The following is a 16,818-nucleotide window of genomic DNA, read 5'->3' on the forward strand; positions in this document are numbered from 1 at the left end:
CCTATGGCATGGCAGAGGATCTAGCGTCACGAGAGTGACCGGATACCGGCAGATACTCGCCGTGCCAGGAATGGCATCACTGTTGGGCGTCTCCTTTCTCGCCCGTACCGCCATCACGGCTGTCGTGATGGCACTGACGATGCATGTCGTGCTGGGCCTGAACATGAGCTACGCGGCAGCCGGCGGTGTCGCGGCGGCTTTGACCACCGGGCTGGCGCTGGGCGGACCGCTGCTTGGCCGCATGATCGACCGGCGGGGTCTGCGTACGGTGCTGCTGGTAACTGCCGTAGTGCAGGCCGTGTTCTGGCTGAGCGTGCCGATCCTGCCCTACAGGGCCCTCTTGGGCGCCGCCTTCGCGGCGGGTCTGCTGATGGTGCCGGCCCAGCCGGTGACCAGGCAGGCGATCGCCGCGACGACGACGCCGCAACAGCGCCGGGCCGCGTTCGCGCTGGAATCGGTGCAAGGCGAGCTGTCGTACATGGTGGGCCCGGCGGTCGTGATCCTCTGCGCCGCGAAGGTGTCTCCCGGTGTGGTGGCGTGGGGGCTCGGCGCCGCGATCGCGGTCGGCGGAACCGGGATCGCCTTGCTCAACCCGCCGCTGCGTGCCGCGGACGAGGCGGATGCCGGCGCGGCCGGACGGCCCCCGCGACGGGAATGGCTGGGCGTCGGCATGATTGCCGTACTGACCATGGCGTTCGGTACCACGACGCTGCTCAGCGGCGTCGACCTCGCCATCGTCGCCACGCTCGAAGAAGCAGGCCAGGTGTCCTGGGCCGCTGTGATCGTGGCCGTGCTCGGCGTGACCTCTGTCGCCGGCGGGCTGATCTACGGCGGGCTGTCCCGGTCGCTGCCCACATGGCTGCTGCTCGGCTTGCTCGGGCTCGTGACGATCCCCGCAGGGCTTGCCCACGACTGGCCCTGGTTGTGCGTGGCCGTTGTCGGCACCGGTTTTCTCGCCGCGCCGACCCTTTCCGCGGTGGCCGACGCGGTGAGCCGACGGGCGCCGGCCGGCGTGCGGGGTGAGGCGACAGGCCTGCAATCCTCGGCGCAGAGCGCGGGATTCGCGCTCGGATCCCCGATCGTCGGGGTGGCGATCGACACCTCCGTGCCGGCGGGCGGCTTCGCGGCGGCCGGGCTGGCCGGCCTCGCCGCCGCGCTGACTGGATGCCTGCTGTCCCGCCGCTGTCCGTCGCCCCGCCCGCCCACTTCAGCTCGTCGCGAGCCGGCGAGAAGAACAGACGCAACTCATGCTCAGTGATCAGCCGCTTGAACCGCGTGGCACCGGGCCATGCGGGCGACGGCACCGGTCACCTCCCGGCCCGCACCCCCCCTGGACCCGCCGGTCGACGGCCCCGGTCCGGGAACACGCACACCTTCCCCCTGGTTTCCAGGTCCAGATCGATGGCCAGCGCGTCGCGTCAAGACGTGACTTCTACGCCGGTACCGGGCCCGTTGTCAGCGGCCCGGACCAGATCCGGCGCCAGGCCGGCCACTCGCACCGACACCACGCCGCCCCACGAACACCCGCGTTCGTCTCCCGGCGCGCCACGCATCCTCCAGGAGCAACTCGTAACGCCGGGCACAACGAACCCTTGCACACCCGCGTTACGAGTTACCTCCCACCACCTTGCCCAGCAGGGATGAGCGTCCGCACAGCGTGGACAACGCAACCCTCAGCCCGCCATCGACGCAGGTCAGCGAGTTCCGCCGGTGCCCCGCGCCGCTGTCAACAGCCCGCTGTCAGCGTGGCGTTGGCGACAACTGTCCGCTCGCACCGAACCTTGAGCGAATCCCACCGAAGACCGACGGACTGCACTTCGTCTCATCGAAGATCAAGTACGCAGATCAGGGCGTTGCATCCACGACCGCGTGACCGCGGCCGGCACTTCACAGGTACGGGCTGGACGGTGGCCCGGAGCAGCAGATCCAAAGAGCAACCCCCGTCGCGACGGTTCAGCGAAGCAGCGCCGCACGCAGGGAGATGCCGTGCCGCGTACGCAGCCGCCGCAGCTCCCACATCGCCACGGCAGTGACGGTCAGCGGGGCTCCCAGGAGGAAGGCCACCCGCACCCCGAACGGCACACCGTCGTAGGCACCCCGGAACACGTCGAAGAGAGCGACCTCCCAAACGAGCAGCGTTGCGAGCAGCGGTGGAACCGTCTCGTGGAGGTCTGCTGTCCGGAAGACGTGCACGAGTGACTGCGCGATGCCGTAGAGACCAAAGGGGGCGAGCCACAACCCGAAGGCGCCCAGGGCGAACAGCAGCACCACCCGCCCTGGCGACGCCGTCCAGTTCGTGTCCTCGCGCACGTACCCCAGCCCCGTCATCAGTCTTGGCACGGCGAGCGTGACGACCAACGCGAGCAGCGCCCCGGCGGGCTTACCCGCGCGGCGCAGGAACAGGCGCCGGTTGGGTGGGCGGGCCGCCGCGATGAAGGCGGCGACGGCAACCGGGAACGTCACCCCCAGCACAATAAGGGTGGTACGGATCTGGCCGAAGCGGTCGTCCAACACGGAGTCGGCGTCCGACGCCAGCCCGTAGGACAACAGCATCCACGTGACGGCGACCAGGCCGACGACCGTCCGCAAAACCTGCACCTTCTTCACCACGGGGTCGTTCACGCGGCCCGGCCGGGACGGCGTGAACACCGCACGCCCCACAGCGATCGGATTGAAGAGACGTCCGAAGGTCAGCCGACGCGCCGGACCGGGCGGCCACGGGCCCGCTGGCGGCACGGGTGGCGAACCCGGTCCCGGCGATCGTCCTCCTCCGTATGGATTCCACGGCGCTCCGCCCCCGCTCATCCCGGCATCCTTCCTGTCGTCGTTTCAAGAGGTCACGAAAAGAATCGCAGACGCCTAGTTCCCACTGCAGTTGCGCTGCAGTTATATACCGACCGCCACCACGCCACCAGCGCGAGCAGCTCGAAGTCGAGCCGGCTCTGCTCCCCCGGCGCACCCCCGGCCGGGGCGCTGTGCAGCAGCCCGGCCCGGCGCGGACACATGACGAAACGCCCCGCCCCCCCAGAGCGAAGAGGGAAGGGCGGGGCTCGGGCTTCGCCGCTCGCGGCCGGGAACCGCGTCCCCACGGCGCGGACGAGAGATCCGTTCCCCTTTCCGGGGCGCCGGGCCCCATGATCACCCGGCGATCTCGGTACTCACCCTCGTAGCCGGGCGCTGGGACGCGTGCTGCTGGAGCGCAGCCCGCTCCCCTCTGATCGATCGCGAGCTTCCAGCGGGTCTTGGCGGCGACCCAGCCGGACAGGTACGTGCACGACGCGCCGGGGGAAGGCACCCACCACTCGCTGGGGTCCTTGTCGGCGTTCTGCCTGTGGTACTTCGCCGTCACCGCGACCAGCGACCGATCCGAGCCAAGGTCGTTGGCATAAGCCTCGCGTCGCTTCGCATCCCAGCTCGAAGCCCCAACTGGCGGGGAGCGTCATTCGTTCCGTGTTGTATCCCCCCTGACAAGGGCTTCCAGGTGTTGCCCGGACGAGGGGCGTCGAGCGCTCCTTGAGCTGAATCATGGACGTCCACCGCGGCTCGCGACTACGAGGCCCTGCCCGCTGGGCGTGGGCTTCCCAAGGGGTGGCACGGACAGTCAGCGGAACAGGCGGAAGAACCCGCGCACCTGCTTGACCAGCGACTCCGGCTGCTCCAACGCGGCGAAGTGGCCGCCGTGCGGCAGTTCCTCGAACCAGCGCAGGTCGGTGAACCGCAGCTCGGCCTCCCGCCTCGACGGGCGGGTTATGTCGCGCGGGTAGACCGACAGCCCGGATGGCGCGGTCACCTTGTCCCGGAAGTTGGCGAAGCTCTCCCAGTACAGGCGCGCCGACGACGTGGCCGACGCGGTGAACCAATAGACCGAGATCTCGTCGAGGATCGTCTGCCGCGACAACGCGTCCTCGGGATGGCCGTCGTTGTCCGTCCACGCCCAGAACTTCTCGGCGATCCAGGCGGCCTGCCCCGCCGGGGAGTCGGTGAGGCCGTAGCCGAGCGTCTGCGGCCGGGTCGCCTGGATCGCCGAGTACCCCCGGCCGGTGCGCTGCATCTCCTTCTCGGCCTTGAGATTCGCCAGCTCCGCGGGCGTCGGGTCGTTGAACGTGCCCGCCGCCACGGATCCCAGGTTCAGGTGGACGCCGGTGACCCGCTCGGGCGCCACCTCGCCCAGCAGCGCGGACACCGCCGAACCCCAGTCACCGCCCTGCGCGCCGTACCGTTCGTAACCCAGCGAGACCATCAATGTGTCCCAGGCGCGCGCGGTGCGAGTGATGCCCCACCCGGTCGTCGACGGTTTGTCGCTCCAGCCGTACCCGGGCAATGACGGCGCGACCACGTGGAACGCGTCCGCCGGGTCACCGCCGTGCGCGCGCGGGTCGGTCAGCGGGCCGAGGACCTCCAGGAATTCGAGCACCGAACCCGGCCACCCGTGCGTGAGCACGAGCGGGAACGCGTCCGGCTCCGGCGAGCGGACGTGCAGGAAGTGGATGCCCAGCCCGTCGATGGTCTCGCGGTACTGCGGGAAGACGTTCAGCCGCTCGGCGAACCCGAAGTCGTAGTCCTCGGCCCAGCTGCGGCAAAGCTCCTGCGTATACGCCAGCGGCAGCCCCTGTGACCAGTCGTCCACCGGCTCGCGCTCGGGCCACCGTGTCCGTCGCAATCGTTCACGCAGGTCCGCGATCTCGGCTTCGGTGACGCTGACCTCGAACGGCTCGGCGGACATGGCAAGGCTCCTTACGGGTCGAGTTGCTGGTCAAGGCGTTGTCGGATCAGACGCAGGCGGACCGTCAGCGCGGGCTCCCACGCGTGGCGTCGGGTTCGGGGCGGCGGTCGGCGGTTGGGCGCCGGGTCAGGCTGAGGACGAGTCCGGCCAGGGGGAGTGCCGCGAGCACAGCGAGGGCCATTGGCGCGGGCACGATGCCGGACAGACCTGCGACAGCGGCCGGACCGATCCCGCCGCCCAGGGCGTTCATGAAGTTGAGCAGGGCCTGTGCGGTGTTGCGGTCGTCCGCGGCGACCAGGTCCGGCGCGAGGCTCACCACTACGGCTTGGGCGCCGGCGAACCCGCACACGGTCAACGCCGTGCCGATGACGATCGGGATCGGCCCGGTGGAGATCGCGACCACGAGCACGCCGATGACGGCGAGTGCCGCGAGCCCGGCCGACATCTGCCAGCCGGTGAACCGGTCGGTCAAGGTGCCGACCAGCCGCCCGGCCAGCACCGAGCAGGCGGCGGCCGGGGCCAAGAGCACGCCGGCTTCCAGGGGGCCACCGCCCGTGGCCTGCTCGATCAGGGACGGGGCGCGGAACAGCACCCCGTAGTAGCCGGCGAAGACGGTCCCGCCGATGAGCCCGGCCGCCAGGAAGCCGCGGGATGCGATCACCCGCCGAGGCACGAACCCGTCGGGCGTGCTTCGCACGCGCCACCACAGTCCCACGGCGGCGAGCGTCCCGGCGGCGGCCACGACGAGCGTGACCGGAGCGGGCAGGCCGACCGAGTGTGCCTGCAACAACGTGATCAAGGAGCCGGCGAGTACCGACAGCACGGTCGCGCCGACGATGTCGAGTCGCCCGGTCGAGCCGTTTCGCTCGCCGCTACCGCTCCGCGCCAGCGCGCGCCTGCTCGGCAACGCGGCCAGCAGGAGGGGCAGCGCGAGGACCGGGACCGCCAGCACGGCACGCCACCCGAGCCATGCGGTCACCGCCCCGCCCAACAGCGTCCCGCACCCCGACGCCGTCGCGCTGGCGGCCGCGATGATTCCCAGGGCGCGGATCCGTTGCCGCCCGGGAAGAGCCGTGGCCGCGGCAAAGACGGCGATCACGGTCGCGCCCGCCCCGGCACCGCCGATCAGTCGGCCGACGATCACGACGGACAGTGTCGGCCCGGCCCCGGCGAGCGCGGAGCCCGCGGCGAGCGCCACGACCCCGGTGACGAGGACCTGGAAGGGGCTCCAGCGGACCAGCAGCCGGCCCGCGACCGGCATCGCGAGCGCGGAGGTCAGCGACCACGCGGCGAGAATCCACGCGGTGGCCCCGAACGGCACCGCGAGTGCGCGGCCGATGGCCGGCAGGGCCACCGACGGCGCCCCCAGTGCCACGTACATCGGCAGCACCAGCATCCCCAAAGTCAGCCCCAGCCGACGCCCGTCCGGGGCGTTCGTTCGCTCCGGTGCCGGGGTCCCTGCAGACGGGATGGCCTGCGGCGTCGTCCCCTGTCGAGTACGTTGTGACATGTTAAAGCTCCTTTGAGTGTAACGTTACGGAGCAGTGAGGAGACACGTCAAATGCAGAATGCGTGTTACAGTCCAGGGGTGGTCCAGACGGCCGTCGACCTGGCCAACACCCTGATGCCGATCAAGGAAGAGGACGCGCTCGAGACCGTGGAGCAGCTCCGGGACTTCCTCGACGACCATCCCGCAGCGGCGCCTCCGAGTCCGGCCGCGAACCAAGGGACCGGTCCACGGCATCTCACCCGCGCCGACCTGGCGGAAGTCCGCGCGCTGCGCGAGACGGTGCGTGAGGTGCTCGAACGGGCGAACACGGACGTGGTCGAAGCCACGGCTCTGATCAACGACGGTCTGCGCCGCAGCCGCGCCACCCCGGTACTGCGCCACGAGGACGGCCGCTGGTGGACCGAGGTGGTGTCCGACACCGACCGCTGGCCGGCGCACCTCGCCGCGACCACGCTCAGCGCACTGGCCTCCGTGATCGCCACGCTCGGTCCCGCTCGTCTCGGCGTATGTGCCGGGTCGGCCTGCCGGGCCACCTTCGTGGACCTCTCGCGCAACGGCTCGAAGCAGTACTGCACCCGAACCTGCGCACACCGGGCCAGCGTCGCGGCCTACCGGAGCCGGCGCAGCCCGCGTTAATACTCCAGTCCGAGAACGGGGTTGACATGCCGCGTAGGCGCGGGCGGCGGTGCCGTGGTGGTACGCCGTGACGGCGCTGGTGAGCCACTCGCGGGGCGGTATTCAGCCGCTCACACGGGGCCGAGCGGCCAGTGCGCGCAGACCGGGGCATGTGCGGTGCACAGCGCGCATGATGCTGGCCCGAGGCCTCCCGGACGCGGCCGACGAACTCCGCGCGGCCGGCCGCTTTCCCGGCCAGGTGTGGGGGGAGTGGCTGTGCGGCCTCCACCCGGCAGCCCACCAGCGCGCCGTCCTCGCCCAGATCGCCAATGGTGTCGACGCCGAAGGGCATAAGACGGAGTTCCGCATCCTGTCCACCTGCCGCCTGCTGGGGGAGGGCACCGACATCACCGGACGCTGCGGCCTGGACGGCGTCCTGTTCGCCGACGTACGCAGCAGCCCTGTCGGCATCGTCCAGTCCGTCGGCCGCGCCCTGTGCCAGGCCCCCCACGAGGGGAAAGTGGCGCGCCTGGTCGTGCCCGTCCTCCTGGCCGAGGAGGACGAGGGCCGGGACATGGCCGCCACGGCCGCCTTCGAGCCCCTGGTGAAGGTCCTTCGCGCACTGCGCTCCTTCGACCCGCGCATTGTTGAGGAACTGTCGCTGCGCCCGGCCGGCCGCGCCAGCGGCACCCCGGAGGACATCGTTGCCGCCGACCCCGACGGCCCCCAACCGGCCACCGGAACCGCCGAAGCGGCCAAGGGTGCAGAGCAGGCCGACGACGACCAGGACCAGGAGGAGCAGGCCGACAGCGGTGCCAGCGCGGCCGGTGTCGAGTTGGCGCTGCTGCGCTTCTCCCGCCGGGGCCGCGACGCACAGGAGATCGCCCGCCTGGTGCGCACCCGTGTCCTGCGCCCGGAGTCCACCACCTGGCTCACCGGCCTGGAAGCCGTCCGCGCCTACGCCGGCGAGCACGGGCACGCCAACATCCCCTACACCGCCACCGTTCACCTCGGCGACCACGCCGTGGACTACCCGGTGGGCCAGTGGGCGTCCGGACAGCGCCGCGCCTGGCGTCACGGCGATCTGGCCGACTGGCGCACCGAGCTGCTGGCCGAAGCCGGGTTCCTCTTCGACCCCCGCGACCAGGCGTTCACCGAATTCCTGGACGTGTGCGCCCTCTATTTCGCCGAACACCACACCCTCGCCGCCCCGCGCGATGCGGTGCTGGCCGGAGTGGCGGTAGGGGAGCGGCTGCACCAGGCCCGTAGGCCCGGCGGCCTGGTCAAGAAGCGCGCCAAGGCCCGGCGCGAGCGGCTGGAGGCCATCGACCCGGACTGGAATCCGGCCTGGTCCATCGCCTGGCAGCGGCACTGCGCGAAGGCCCGCTGCCTCATCGTCTGGCGAGCAGCCGAACCCCAGCACCGACGCTGACGACAATGGCAAACACGAGGGGCAGTTCGAGGCGTGGCGCAGCGCGCTGCGCGTGCAGCTCACCGGCGGCCCGGAGGAGACCGCGCCTGCACGCGCCGCCCGCGCGCTCGCCGAGGACCTGCCCGCCCCGGCCGGTCAGGCGCCCGCAGAATGAACGACGCCCGCGCCCGCACCCGGTTCCGCCCCGCGTGCCATGGAGCCTGGAGATACGGTGGCGAGCATGGCAATAGGAGACATGCGGCGTGGCCGTTGCGCGGTGTGTGGTGGCGGCGAGGTCTATCACGCTGAGGTGTCCGGGCATTTGACCCTTTGCAAGCCGGACGGGTTTTTCGCCAATCAGGAGGTCTTCGCGGTCCTGGTCTGTGCCGGGTGCGGCTATACCCAGTGGTATACGCACTTGGATGAGGGCTGGCGTGACTGGCTGCAACGGAAGGCGCGCCGGGTTCCTCCGCCGCCGCCAGAGTGACCTAACGAGCTCCTACCCGGTCGCATGTTCGGTGCTCAGTACTCAGGCCGGCATCTGAATGCCTCTCAACACACGTGCAAGGGTGCGTGCCCGGCACCGGATGCAACCCCAGCCCGCCTTCGTCGGTCTGTTTATCCGCACAAGCCCACACGGGGCGACCTACCTCACTCACGGGAGTCCACATGCGAACCCGGCTCGTCACCGCCCTCGCCGCCACCGCGATCTCCACCACCTTGCTCACTGCCCCCGCAGCCCACGCCCAGACCCAGGCTGCCTCTATCCACTACCGACTGGAATACGGCAACACCTGGAGCGACGGCACTATCACCTTCTACAACCGGGCGGTGACCATCGCAGGCGTCCACCGGTCGGTCAGCGCCGCGAACGTCGCAGCCTTCCGGAACACCGAAGGGGAAACCCGTGACGCTGCCGGGAAGTGGATGGAAGCGAACGGCAACCCCCTGTCCCAAGAAGCCAGTGCCGCCACCAAGAGCTTCCGCTTTTCGATTCCCGCCAACGCCCCGGGCGGTGCCGCCAAAGTGCGCGTATGCCTTACAGACGGCTACCACAAGCGCCTGAAATGCCAACTCGTCAGCCGACCCAGCTAAAACAGCCTGCACGGCACCCGCGTCGAACGGCCCGACGACTGAGCCTACGGTCATGCCCGCCAACCCGCGCAACGACCGGCCCTACCGCCGCCCGGTACGGTCCTCCGGGAGCCGTGCCGCCGACCTCGACGTCTCCCTCTCGCCCCTCTCGGCCTTGGCGTTGATCGGCGGCCCGTTCTTCTTCCGGGCGTTCGTCGGTCTGGGCCATGGGATGACCGGCATGGGATGGGTGGCCGGCTGCACCTTCACCGGCGGCCTGGCCCTTCTCACTTTCCATGCGCTTGCCGCCGTGTCGGCGGGGACCGGATTCATGTGCCGGCTGTTCCTCACCGTCCTGCTCTACTGCGTGCGAGCAGGGTGTCGGCGCTGCGCAGGCACCCGGGTGCTGGCGCCGGGTGTCTCGGCGCTGGCCGGCAGGTCCCGGAGGCCCGTACGGCGGCCGAGCGGCGCCTGTACCAGCCGGTGGCGGGCCGCGCACCGCGTGGACCCGCGGTTTGCGCCGGCGCTGGAGATGCTGCTGGTCGTGCCGGAGGGCAGGCGGGTCTCGGAGTCGGAGCGCGGCTGCGTACCCCGCCGGTGAAGGCGAGCTGGGGCACGAGTGTCATCCAGCGTCGTAGCGGTGGCGCGCGCTCTCGATCTCTCCATGGTGGTCCGTGACCCACTGGGCGAGCGCGTGGACGATGGTGCGCAGGCTCTCGCCCAGTGGCGTCAGTTGGTACTCGACGCGCGGGGGCACCTCGGCGTAGACGGTGCGGGAGACGACCCCGTCGCGTTCCAGGTGGCGCAGAGTGAGGGTGAGCATGCGCTGGGAGACGCCCGGAACCCGCTGGTGCAGGGCGCCGAACCGCAAGGGACCGCGGCTGAGGATGCCGATGACCAGGACCGACCACTTGTCGCCGATCCGGTCGAGGGTCTCCCGGAAACTTCGGCCGTTGTCCGGCCAGCTCTCGCACGGGTGGGGGGCGGCGGCACGGTCAGGGTCAGTGGTGTGCTTTGCGTACATCAATGTGCCTTTTGTGAGGTCCTCGCTGCATCCCTATGGTGGGGCTACGTACTAATCGTAACTAAGCCAGGAGTGACATGCCAGTCCAGCGTCTCAACCACGCCGTGCTCTACGTCCGCGACGTCGAACGCAGCGTCGCCTTCTACACCGACCTGCTGAACTTCCGCATCGACCACCGCCTCCACGCCGACGGCGGCAAGGTGCCCGAGGCCGCGTTCCTGAAGGCCGAGGCGTCGACCAACGACCACGACCTGGCCTTCATGCAGATCGAGGGCCCGGCTGCCCCGCAGAGCCCGGACCGACGTCCCGGGCTCGCGCACCTGGCGTGGGAGGTGGACACCCTGGCCGAGCTCCAGCAGATCCGCGGCAAGCTGCTGCAGGCAGGTGCGCTGACCCACGAGATCGAACACGGCACCACCAAGTCGCTGTACGCCAGCGACCCGGACGGCCTGCAGTTCGAAGTGTGCTGGCTGGTGCCCGCCGACAGGACCAACGAGGTGACCCGCGAGGCCTTCGCACCGCTCGACCTGGACGCGGTCATCGCACAATTCGGCGCCGACCTCCCAGGCGGGACCGGCATCTCCGCTCCGGCCCGCCACTGAACCAGCAAACGCCGTCTTTCCCCGGCGGGCCATCCGGCCCGCCGGGGCCCCTCTCAAGGGCCTGCCCGACCCACTGGAGGCCAGTCACCATGCAATCCACAGGAGTCCCCGCCATTTCGTCGTAACGGCACCAGCCAGCCGACCATGCCCACGTCGTACGCTGCTGCGAGCCGTTACGGCCCTGGCGAGACCACCAGGTCACCACCATCGGGTTTCACGACAACAAAACAGGTCCTCCAGCAGCTCGCGGCGTCGGCGGTGGGGCAACCGCATCGTCACCTCCTCGCCGAGCTGGAGGATGTCGAAGGCCACGAAATGCGCCGGGGTCTGCGCGGCCGACTCGGCGGCCCGCCGTCCGGTCCGGCGGGCGCGGGCAGCGAGCAGCTCGAAGTCGAGCCGGCTCTGCTCCCCGGCGACCATCAGTTCGCCGTCGAGTCGCACGGCTTCACCGCGGCCAGGTCCCCGGCGGCGCGGGCGATTTCGGGGAAGGCACCGCTCAGGTCGGATCCGCGCCGGGTCTGGAGGTAGAGGTGGCCGGCCACGGCGAAACACACGGCGCGGAAGCAGCCCCACTTCGCCTCATGGCACAGACCGGGCCGGCGGGGCAGCCGCTCGGCCGGGCGGGCGAGCATCGGCTCGACCGGAGGAGTGAGCACCACCGCCGGAGGCCGCTACTGCTGGTGCGTCTTGGTCCGGAGGCGCCAGGTGCTGCCGGAGCACGGCAGCGGCGGGAAGGTGGGGCCGGCCACGTCCGTGCTCCATTGGTGGCCGCCCTCGGCGCAGTCGCACTGGTAGATGCCGCTCGCGGGTACCTGCTGCCCCGGCCGGTAACGCTCCGAATCGCCCCATAGGCCACGTATGGTGGTTTGTTTGTCGGGGGTTGGCTTGGTGAGGGTGCTCGGTAGCCTGGCTGGCTGTTTCGATGCCGTGGGAACATTGGAGGAGCCGGGTCTTCGAGGGGCTCTTGTCGTGTTGGCTCCCGCTTTCGTCAGGGGGGTCGCTACGGCGTGCAGTTGCCGGTCGGGCTTCAGCCTCGGCGTCCGGCTTGCGAACGCACGGCAACTGGGGGTCGAGGTGGCATCTCGTGTCACCGTCTTATGCCACCAGCCTCCGGTGTCCGGTGGTTGCTCTGGTGCCATGACGGTGGGAATGACCCTGCGGCTCCCCGGTGATCTGGCCTCCTCCATCCGCGCGGCGGCGGAGTCGGCCGGTCTTGAGTATGAATGCCTACGCAGTTGGCCGAAGCGGACCGCGAAAGCCGACTCTCCAAAAGCCGCCGCGACATTCTGGCGGAGCCCTCCTGGGCCGCCAGCACCGCATCGCCGGCCTGGAGTGCGCCTCATCCAGCTCGGAGCCGGCTGGGGAGCCGTACGCGCCCGCGCCGACGCCCTGGCCGATGCCACCCCGACATCGAAGGGCTCCTGCGTGAACGGGACGAATTCAGTGAAAAGTCCTCAGACTCAAGTCCAAGGCACGCGAGACTGAGCTGCGCCGCGCGCAGGCCGAGAAGGCGGTGCGCGCTGCTGAAACGGCAGCTGCGCAGTCTGGAAGAGACCGCGGAAGCCGATGAATCAGCGGAAGTGTTTCCTCACTCTGTCCCCGGCCCGGGGCGCGGGACCAGGCAGATGCCGCGGGTCCTGCTCGTGGACGAGCACCTCAACAGCCGCATGGTGATGAAAGCCGTTCTCGACCCCCTCGACCAGGAAATCGTCGCCGTCTCCTCCGGCCGGGAAGCGCGACGAGTACCCCTTCGCCTCGACGAACCAGGGCGCGGCGAAGACCACCAGCCGCGACTGGGGGTGGGCTTGGGTGCCCGAGGGGGAGAATGACGAACAGGGCGACCTGATCGCCCGTTTCTGCGAGGGCCAGCGGGTCCTGAACGGCGACGCCTTCTGGGTCGAGATGTAGGAGGGGTTATGCCCCGGGGGGAACGGAGCGGGTGTTCGTCGCTGAGGGGCGGTACTGCATCCGTGGGGAGGTCTTCGGAGCCCTGGAGCGGCCCGCCGCTTCCAACGGACTGGTGGACTCCGTCCCCGGGGCAGGCTCGCCGGCCCCGGCGGCTTCGCGATCGTGCGGACGGGGACGGACACCGGCGACATCCTGCTGACCGTGGACGTCCGCGACACCACCCCCGAACCCCCTGAACTGGCGGGGTGGGAGGAAGTCGTCGACGTCAGCCTGACCCTTCCTGGCGATGATCCCGGCGTAGCGACAGCAGGAGAGGAGGACGAAGAGCGGGAAGACAGCAGACTTCCCGACTTCACCCACGCCCGGCCCGGCCCGTTCCGGGTGCGTGTCCATGCCCGCGGCCGTGACGACGGCGACCGCCTCGACCCGCAGGACGACGACGAACCCGTCGAAGAGCACTACATCCTGGCGTGGCCCGCCCCGCCAAGTCCTTCATACGTGCACAAACGGACAGACCTCTTTGGTGCTGAAATCCGGTCTGCCGGGACCGTTTGACCTTCTTGCCAAGCAGGAGGCGGCCGTGCGCAGGGACCGGCCGTGCGTCGTCCGCCCATGGAGATGGCAGGGCGGACACCGCGCACCCCGTTCAGCCAGCCATAGCGTTTCGGGGGCCCATACCGAGCATGGGCGTCAAGGGGGCGATGCTTGGGGGGGGCGGTCGTCCAGGACGGTGGTGATCTCGCTTCCTTCCGGGCGGGTGAGCGTGGCGGTGCCGACGGCCCTGGCGGGTGCGGCGGTAGATGGCGCTCGCCGGGGGCCCAGGCTGCCAGGCCCCCGCTCGGGGGAGGCGGTGTCCAGGATCGTGCGCATGGTGACCAGGACCGCCAGGAGCGACCGGCCGGAGAGCCGGGTCTCGATCTGCCGGTCGTCTGTCTCCCGGACGCTGTCGGGGCTTCCCGCCCGCAGCTCACGCCCACTCAGAGGTCGGCGAGCGCTGCCGCCCGTTCAGCCACCGGCTTGGTGCGGCGGGTGCGCTGGTTGGCCAGCCACACCCCGAGCTTGACGTCGCACCCCTGGCCGCCGTCGCTGGGGAGGTCTTCACGTGCCTCGGGGCACCGTCAGATCCCCGTTACGCGCCCAGTACCGCTCGGCGCGCCCCGCAGGCCCACAGCACGCCCTCCAGACTGCCTGGGACGGCGCGACGGGAAGGTGCCGCCCCAAGCATCGCGAGGCGTTCTCACCGCCCAGGAACGGGCGCCGTGACCGGGGCACGGTCCTGCCCCTCGCCTCCCCGCACCCGGAAGACCCTGATTCGACCTCCTCGGACGTCTCCTGAGCCACTTCGCGAAGGCCGAGGGGCCACCGGGTGTTGGCGCTCCAGCGCACACCGGCCAGAACCCTCAGCTCCAAGTTCCGCAACGTCGGTAAGGTCGGCGCCGATCAGGCAGGCGTCGATGAAGCGGGTGCCGGCGAGGTCGGCACGGGCGAGGTCGGCACCGGTGAGGTCGACGCGGATGAGGTCGGTGTTGGCGGGGTGGCGGGTGCGGCGCAGGAGCTGGTCGAGGGCGTCGGCGAGGCCGGCCTCATGCTGCTCGCGATCCCCTGCGTTGTTCGACCTCGTCCTGGACGTGGCGCCGGATGGCGTCGTCGAAGGGCTGGTGGATGTGGCCGCGGTGGATCCACGGGATTTCGTGGAGCTTTCCGTCGGTGAGGCGGACGAGGATCTGGCGGGCGTCGTGGGGGCTGTGGTGGGTGGACCTCCCACTTGCCGTCCCTGGCCGTGACCGGGGGAGCGCTGGCTGCGGTGGGGGCCGAGGATGTCGTGGTTGTAGGTGCGGTAGCCGAGGCTCGCGTCCGGTGATGGGCTGCCGGCGCACCGGCAGCAGTTCGAGGTCAGTCGGCCCCGCTCAGCGGGACGGGTACGTATCCGCTGATGGTGATCAGCGCGGCCCACATGGCGACGTCGACGGCGATCGTCAGCTCCGGCCGGCCCAGGCTGCCGTCCTCCAGGACGGCCATGATGTCCAGACGGGCGGTGCCGATCTGCACCTGCTCCCCGGGCCGCTGCACCACCGGCGCCGACGATGAGGCGCGGGCGGGTGCGGTGCCGGGTGCGCGCCGGGCGTCCCGGACGGCCGGCCGGGTCGGCCGGCACACTCACCAGCCGGTAGAACGTCGAGCGTGACGGCACTCCACCACCCCGCGCCCATGGGTGTCCTCCAGGACCTGCCCGACCAGTACCTGCAGTCCCTTCACCGTCCCCTTCGACCGGCCCCGCTGGCGCCGCAGCGCCTCCAGCACCGCGGCCACGACCCGCTCGTCGGCATACCCCGCCGGACGACGCCCACGGGCCGGCACCACGCGCTTGTCGGCCAGCCCCCACAACCCCTGCTTCCGGCAGGCGTACCGCATCCGCTCCACCGTCGTACGCGTCACCCGCGCGAAGCCCGGCGCCGCCAGCTCCTGCGCCTTGGCCGCGTCCCGCTGCGCCGGCGTCCACCGCTCGGGGTCGTACTGCGGCCGCATCGTCTGGCTGTCACGGCCACCCTCAGGGTGGCCATCCGGTCCCGCCTCCCGGATAGGGGGCAGCCAGGCTCCCGGATAGGGGCAGCCGGGCCGGCGCCCGCTGCTGGGCTGCCACCGGAACGGTCTCGAACAGCCCCCACCGCGGCACTGTGTCCGGTGCCCGCGCGCCCACCACTTCGAAGCCCGGGTCGGCGAACAACCGCCCCAGCAGGAGGCTCACTTCGGCGCCAGTCTCCTGCAGCAGGTGGACCCGCGGCCCTTGCAGGACGGCGACCTGCCAGGTCCGTCCCCGGCAGGTGAGGTGCGCGCCGGCCTCCACCACCGGCCGCTGGCTCCTACCGTGTGTGCCGCCCACCGCACTCGCCCCTTCCCCGACCGCCCCCGGCGCCCAGCCGCTTTCCGACATCCCCACCACTGCGTTCTGCGTCAGCGCAGACCAGCGCCCCCCTCGCGCAGCGGCTCATCAAGAGACGCGTCAGATGCCCGCACCACAGCGCGTGACAGACAGCCGGCAGCACTTGCAGAGGCTCACCCACCGCGGCTGCGCCGCCGGCCGGCGGGCAGGACACGGCGAATACTTCGGCCGGCGCGGCCCGCAGCCTGGGCGGGCCCTGACCGCGTGGGTGGCGGTAGCCGGCCGGCCACCGCAGATTCGCCGCCACCACCGCCGGGGGCGGCTCGAGGCGCCGGCAAGCCCGGCCCACACGCGCGCGCACGCTGCTTCCAGGACCATCCGCGCCCGCTGCGCCCTGTCCTCCGCCGGCGGCCGGGCTGGAGGGGCAGCCGGCGAGCAGGCCGGTGCCGTCCGCGTACAGGGCGAAGAGCTGCGGCACCCAGGAGCGCACCCGCCCGTCGGGTTCCCGCCACAGCAGCCGTACCGGACGTGCGGCCAGGCCGGTCACGTCCGGATTCCGGTCCAGGACCATCAGCTGGGTGCGCATCGCTGCCGAACCGTGTACGACGTGCCGTCCGGTGGTCGCCGACCACCACCAGTCCGGCCCCCACCACCAGTCCGGCCCCCACCGGCGGCCCGGAACGACCGGAAACGCGGATACCGGCGCCAGGTTCTCGAACCGCACCGCCGCCGCCTGATCCCACGGCAACTGCGTCAGCCGCCCGGCGGCCGTGACGAACGCGGCCTCGATTCCCGCACCCTCGGCCCCTGCGGCAGCCTGCTGCACCCGCCTGCCGTGCTCGTGCCCCTCCACGCTCAACAGCCAAGTCATGGCGGGCTGCTGAACGCCGTGATCCGGATCCGCCACCCGACGGGTGAACGGCGCCCGCGATGCCGAGTTCCTGTACCCGTGGTCAGACCGGGAAGGTTCTCAGTTCCTGCAGGAGCCGCTGCCGGCCGGGCAACAGGCGGGGCGGTGCTGACCGGCCCGCTCCGATTCCACGGCACACAACGCCGAGACCAACCGCTAC

General features: G+C 70.9%; 20 protein-coding genes and 1 pseudogene. 9 read left to right on the forward strand and 12 right to left on the reverse strand.

Annotated features, from left to right (window positions below; translation table 11 throughout):
• Positions 1-34 precede the first annotated feature (34 nt).
• A complete protein-coding gene (locus OHB04_RS40065) occupies positions 35-1,258 on the forward strand; it encodes an MFS transporter (RefSeq protein WP_326809363.1) in 1,224 nt (407 codons plus the stop codon).
• Positions 1,259-1,953: 695 nt separating this feature from the next.
• On the opposite strand, the gene OHB04_RS40070 is transcribed toward OHB04_RS40065, so the two are convergent.
• The 3 genes from OHB04_RS40070 to OHB04_RS40080 form a co-directional block, all read right to left on the reverse strand.
• The gene (locus tag OHB04_RS40070; protein ID WP_326692534.1) at positions 1,954-2,649 is read right to left on the reverse strand and encodes a hypothetical protein; all 696 of its coding nucleotides are present in this window, start codon (positions 2,647-2,649) and stop codon (positions 1,954-1,956) included.
• A 952-nt stretch (positions 2,650-3,601) separates the two neighbouring features.
• Positions 3,602-4,723: an epoxide hydrolase family protein gene (locus tag OHB04_RS40075; protein ID WP_326809364.1), complete on the reverse strand. Its 1,122-nt coding sequence runs from the start codon at positions 4,721-4,723 to the stop codon at positions 3,602-3,604.
• A 64-nt stretch (positions 4,724-4,787) separates the two neighbouring features.
• Complete coding sequence (locus OHB04_RS40080) at positions 4,788-6,233, reverse strand: MFS transporter (RefSeq protein ID WP_326809365.1); 1,446 nt, start codon at positions 6,231-6,233, stop codon at positions 4,788-4,790.
• Between the two features lie 78 nt (positions 6,234-6,311).
• On the opposite strand from OHB04_RS40080, the gene OHB04_RS40085 reads away from it, so the two are divergent.
• The 4 genes from OHB04_RS40085 (at position 6,312) to OHB04_RS40100 (ending at position 9,934) form a co-directional block, all read left to right on the forward strand.
• The gene (locus OHB04_RS40085; RefSeq protein WP_326809366.1) at positions 6,312-6,869 is read left to right on the forward strand and encodes a CGNR zinc finger domain-containing protein; all 558 of its coding nucleotides are present in this window, start codon (positions 6,312-6,314) and stop codon (positions 6,867-6,869) included.
• 169 nt (positions 6,870-7,038) lie between these two features.
• The gene (locus OHB04_RS40090) at positions 7,039-8,280 is read left to right on the forward strand and encodes a helicase associated domain-containing protein (RefSeq protein WP_326809367.1); all 1,242 of its coding nucleotides are present in this window, start codon (positions 7,039-7,041) and stop codon (positions 8,278-8,280) included.
• Positions 8,281-8,928: 648 nt separating this feature from the next.
• The gene (locus tag OHB04_RS40095) at positions 8,929-9,354 is read left to right on the forward strand and encodes a hypothetical protein (protein ID WP_326692539.1); all 426 of its coding nucleotides are present in this window, start codon (positions 8,929-8,931) and stop codon (positions 9,352-9,354) included.
• A 52-nt stretch (positions 9,355-9,406) separates the two neighbouring features.
• Entirely contained in the window at positions 9,407-9,934 is a 528-nt protein-coding gene (locus OHB04_RS40100) for a hypothetical protein (RefSeq protein ID WP_326692540.1), read from the forward strand.
• Positions 9,935-9,955: 21 nt separating this feature from the next.
• Here the strand turns inward: OHB04_RS40100 and OHB04_RS40105 are convergent, their stop codons facing one another.
• Complete coding sequence (locus OHB04_RS40105; protein WP_326692541.1) at positions 9,956-10,357, reverse strand: winged helix-turn-helix transcriptional regulator; 402 nt, start codon at positions 10,355-10,357, stop codon at positions 9,956-9,958.
• A gap of 77 nt (positions 10,358-10,434) precedes the next feature.
• Here OHB04_RS40105 and OHB04_RS40110 point away from each other — a divergent pair, with 77 nt between their 5' ends.
• Positions 10,435-10,959: a VOC family protein gene (locus tag OHB04_RS40110; protein ID WP_326809368.1), complete on the forward strand. Its 525-nt coding sequence runs from the start codon at positions 10,435-10,437 to the stop codon at positions 10,957-10,959.
• A gap of 198 nt (positions 10,960-11,157) precedes the next feature.
• On the opposite strand, the gene OHB04_RS40115 is transcribed toward OHB04_RS40110, so the two are convergent.
• The 3 genes from OHB04_RS40115 to OHB04_RS40125 form a co-directional block, all read right to left on the reverse strand.
• A complete protein-coding gene (locus OHB04_RS40115; protein ID WP_326809369.1) occupies positions 11,158-11,400 on the reverse strand; it encodes an ATP-dependent DNA ligase in 243 nt (80 codons plus the stop codon).
• Positions 11,379-11,618, reverse strand: coding sequence for a hypothetical protein (locus tag OHB04_RS40120; protein ID WP_326809370.1), 240 nt, complete (start codon positions 11,616-11,618; stop codon positions 11,379-11,381). Before OHB04_RS40120 ends, OHB04_RS40115 begins: the two co-directional genes overlap by 22 nt.
• Positions 11,619-12,530: 912 nt before the next feature.
• A complete protein-coding gene (locus OHB04_RS40125) occupies positions 12,531-12,743 on the reverse strand; it encodes a hypothetical protein (RefSeq protein ID WP_326806463.1) in 213 nt (70 codons plus the stop codon).
• 4 nt (positions 12,744-12,747) lie between these two features.
• Between OHB04_RS40125 and OHB04_RS42080 the strand changes: the two are divergent.
• Positions 12,748-12,867, forward strand: a pseudogene (locus OHB04_RS42080) (hypothetical protein); the annotation flags it as partial.
• Between the two features lie 162 nt (positions 12,868-13,029).
• Positions 13,030-13,422 carry a hypothetical protein gene (locus OHB04_RS40130; RefSeq protein ID WP_326806462.1) on the forward strand — a complete coding sequence of 131 codons (393 nt, stop codon included), beginning with the start codon at positions 13,030-13,032 and terminating at the stop codon, positions 13,420-13,422.
• A 682-nt stretch (positions 13,423-14,104) separates the two neighbouring features.
• Here the strand turns inward: OHB04_RS40130 and OHB04_RS42085 are convergent.
• A complete protein-coding gene (locus OHB04_RS42085) occupies positions 14,105-14,419 on the reverse strand; it encodes a pentapeptide repeat-containing protein (protein ID WP_442815128.1) in 315 nt (104 codons plus the stop codon).
• Positions 14,420-14,474: 55 nt separating this feature from the next.
• Here OHB04_RS42085 and OHB04_RS40135 point away from each other — a divergent pair, with 55 nt between their 5' ends.
• Positions 14,475-14,651: a hypothetical protein gene (locus OHB04_RS40135; protein WP_326806461.1), complete on the forward strand. Its 177-nt coding sequence runs from the start codon at positions 14,475-14,477 to the stop codon at positions 14,649-14,651.
• A gap of 109 nt (positions 14,652-14,760) precedes the next feature.
• Here OHB04_RS40135 and OHB04_RS40140 read toward each other — a convergent pair whose 3' ends face one another.
• The 4 genes from OHB04_RS40140 to OHB04_RS40155 form a co-directional block, all read right to left on the reverse strand.
• Entirely contained in the window at positions 14,761-14,940 is a 180-nt protein-coding gene (locus tag OHB04_RS40140; protein WP_326685688.1) for a hypothetical protein, read from the reverse strand.
• Between the two features lie 84 nt (positions 14,941-15,024).
• Positions 15,025-15,393 (reverse strand): hypothetical protein, encoded by a 369-nt coding sequence (locus tag OHB04_RS40145; RefSeq protein ID WP_326806460.1) that lies wholly within the window; start codon positions 15,391-15,393, stop codon positions 15,025-15,027.
• Positions 15,394-15,415: 22 nt separating this feature from the next.
• On the reverse strand, positions 15,416-15,715 hold the full coding sequence (locus OHB04_RS40150; protein ID WP_326806459.1) for a hypothetical protein: 300 nt from the start codon (positions 15,713-15,715) through the stop codon (positions 15,416-15,418).
• Between the two features lie 13 nt (positions 15,716-15,728).
• Complete coding sequence (locus tag OHB04_RS40155; RefSeq protein ID WP_326806458.1) at positions 15,729-16,619, reverse strand: TnsA-like heteromeric transposase endonuclease subunit; 891 nt, start codon at positions 16,617-16,619, stop codon at positions 15,729-15,731.
• Positions 16,620-16,818 lie beyond the last annotated feature (199 nt).

It is taken from the genome of Streptomyces sp. NBC_01775 (assembly GCF_035917675.1).
Lineage (GTDB): Bacteria > Actinomycetota > Actinomycetes > Streptomycetales > Streptomycetaceae > Streptomyces.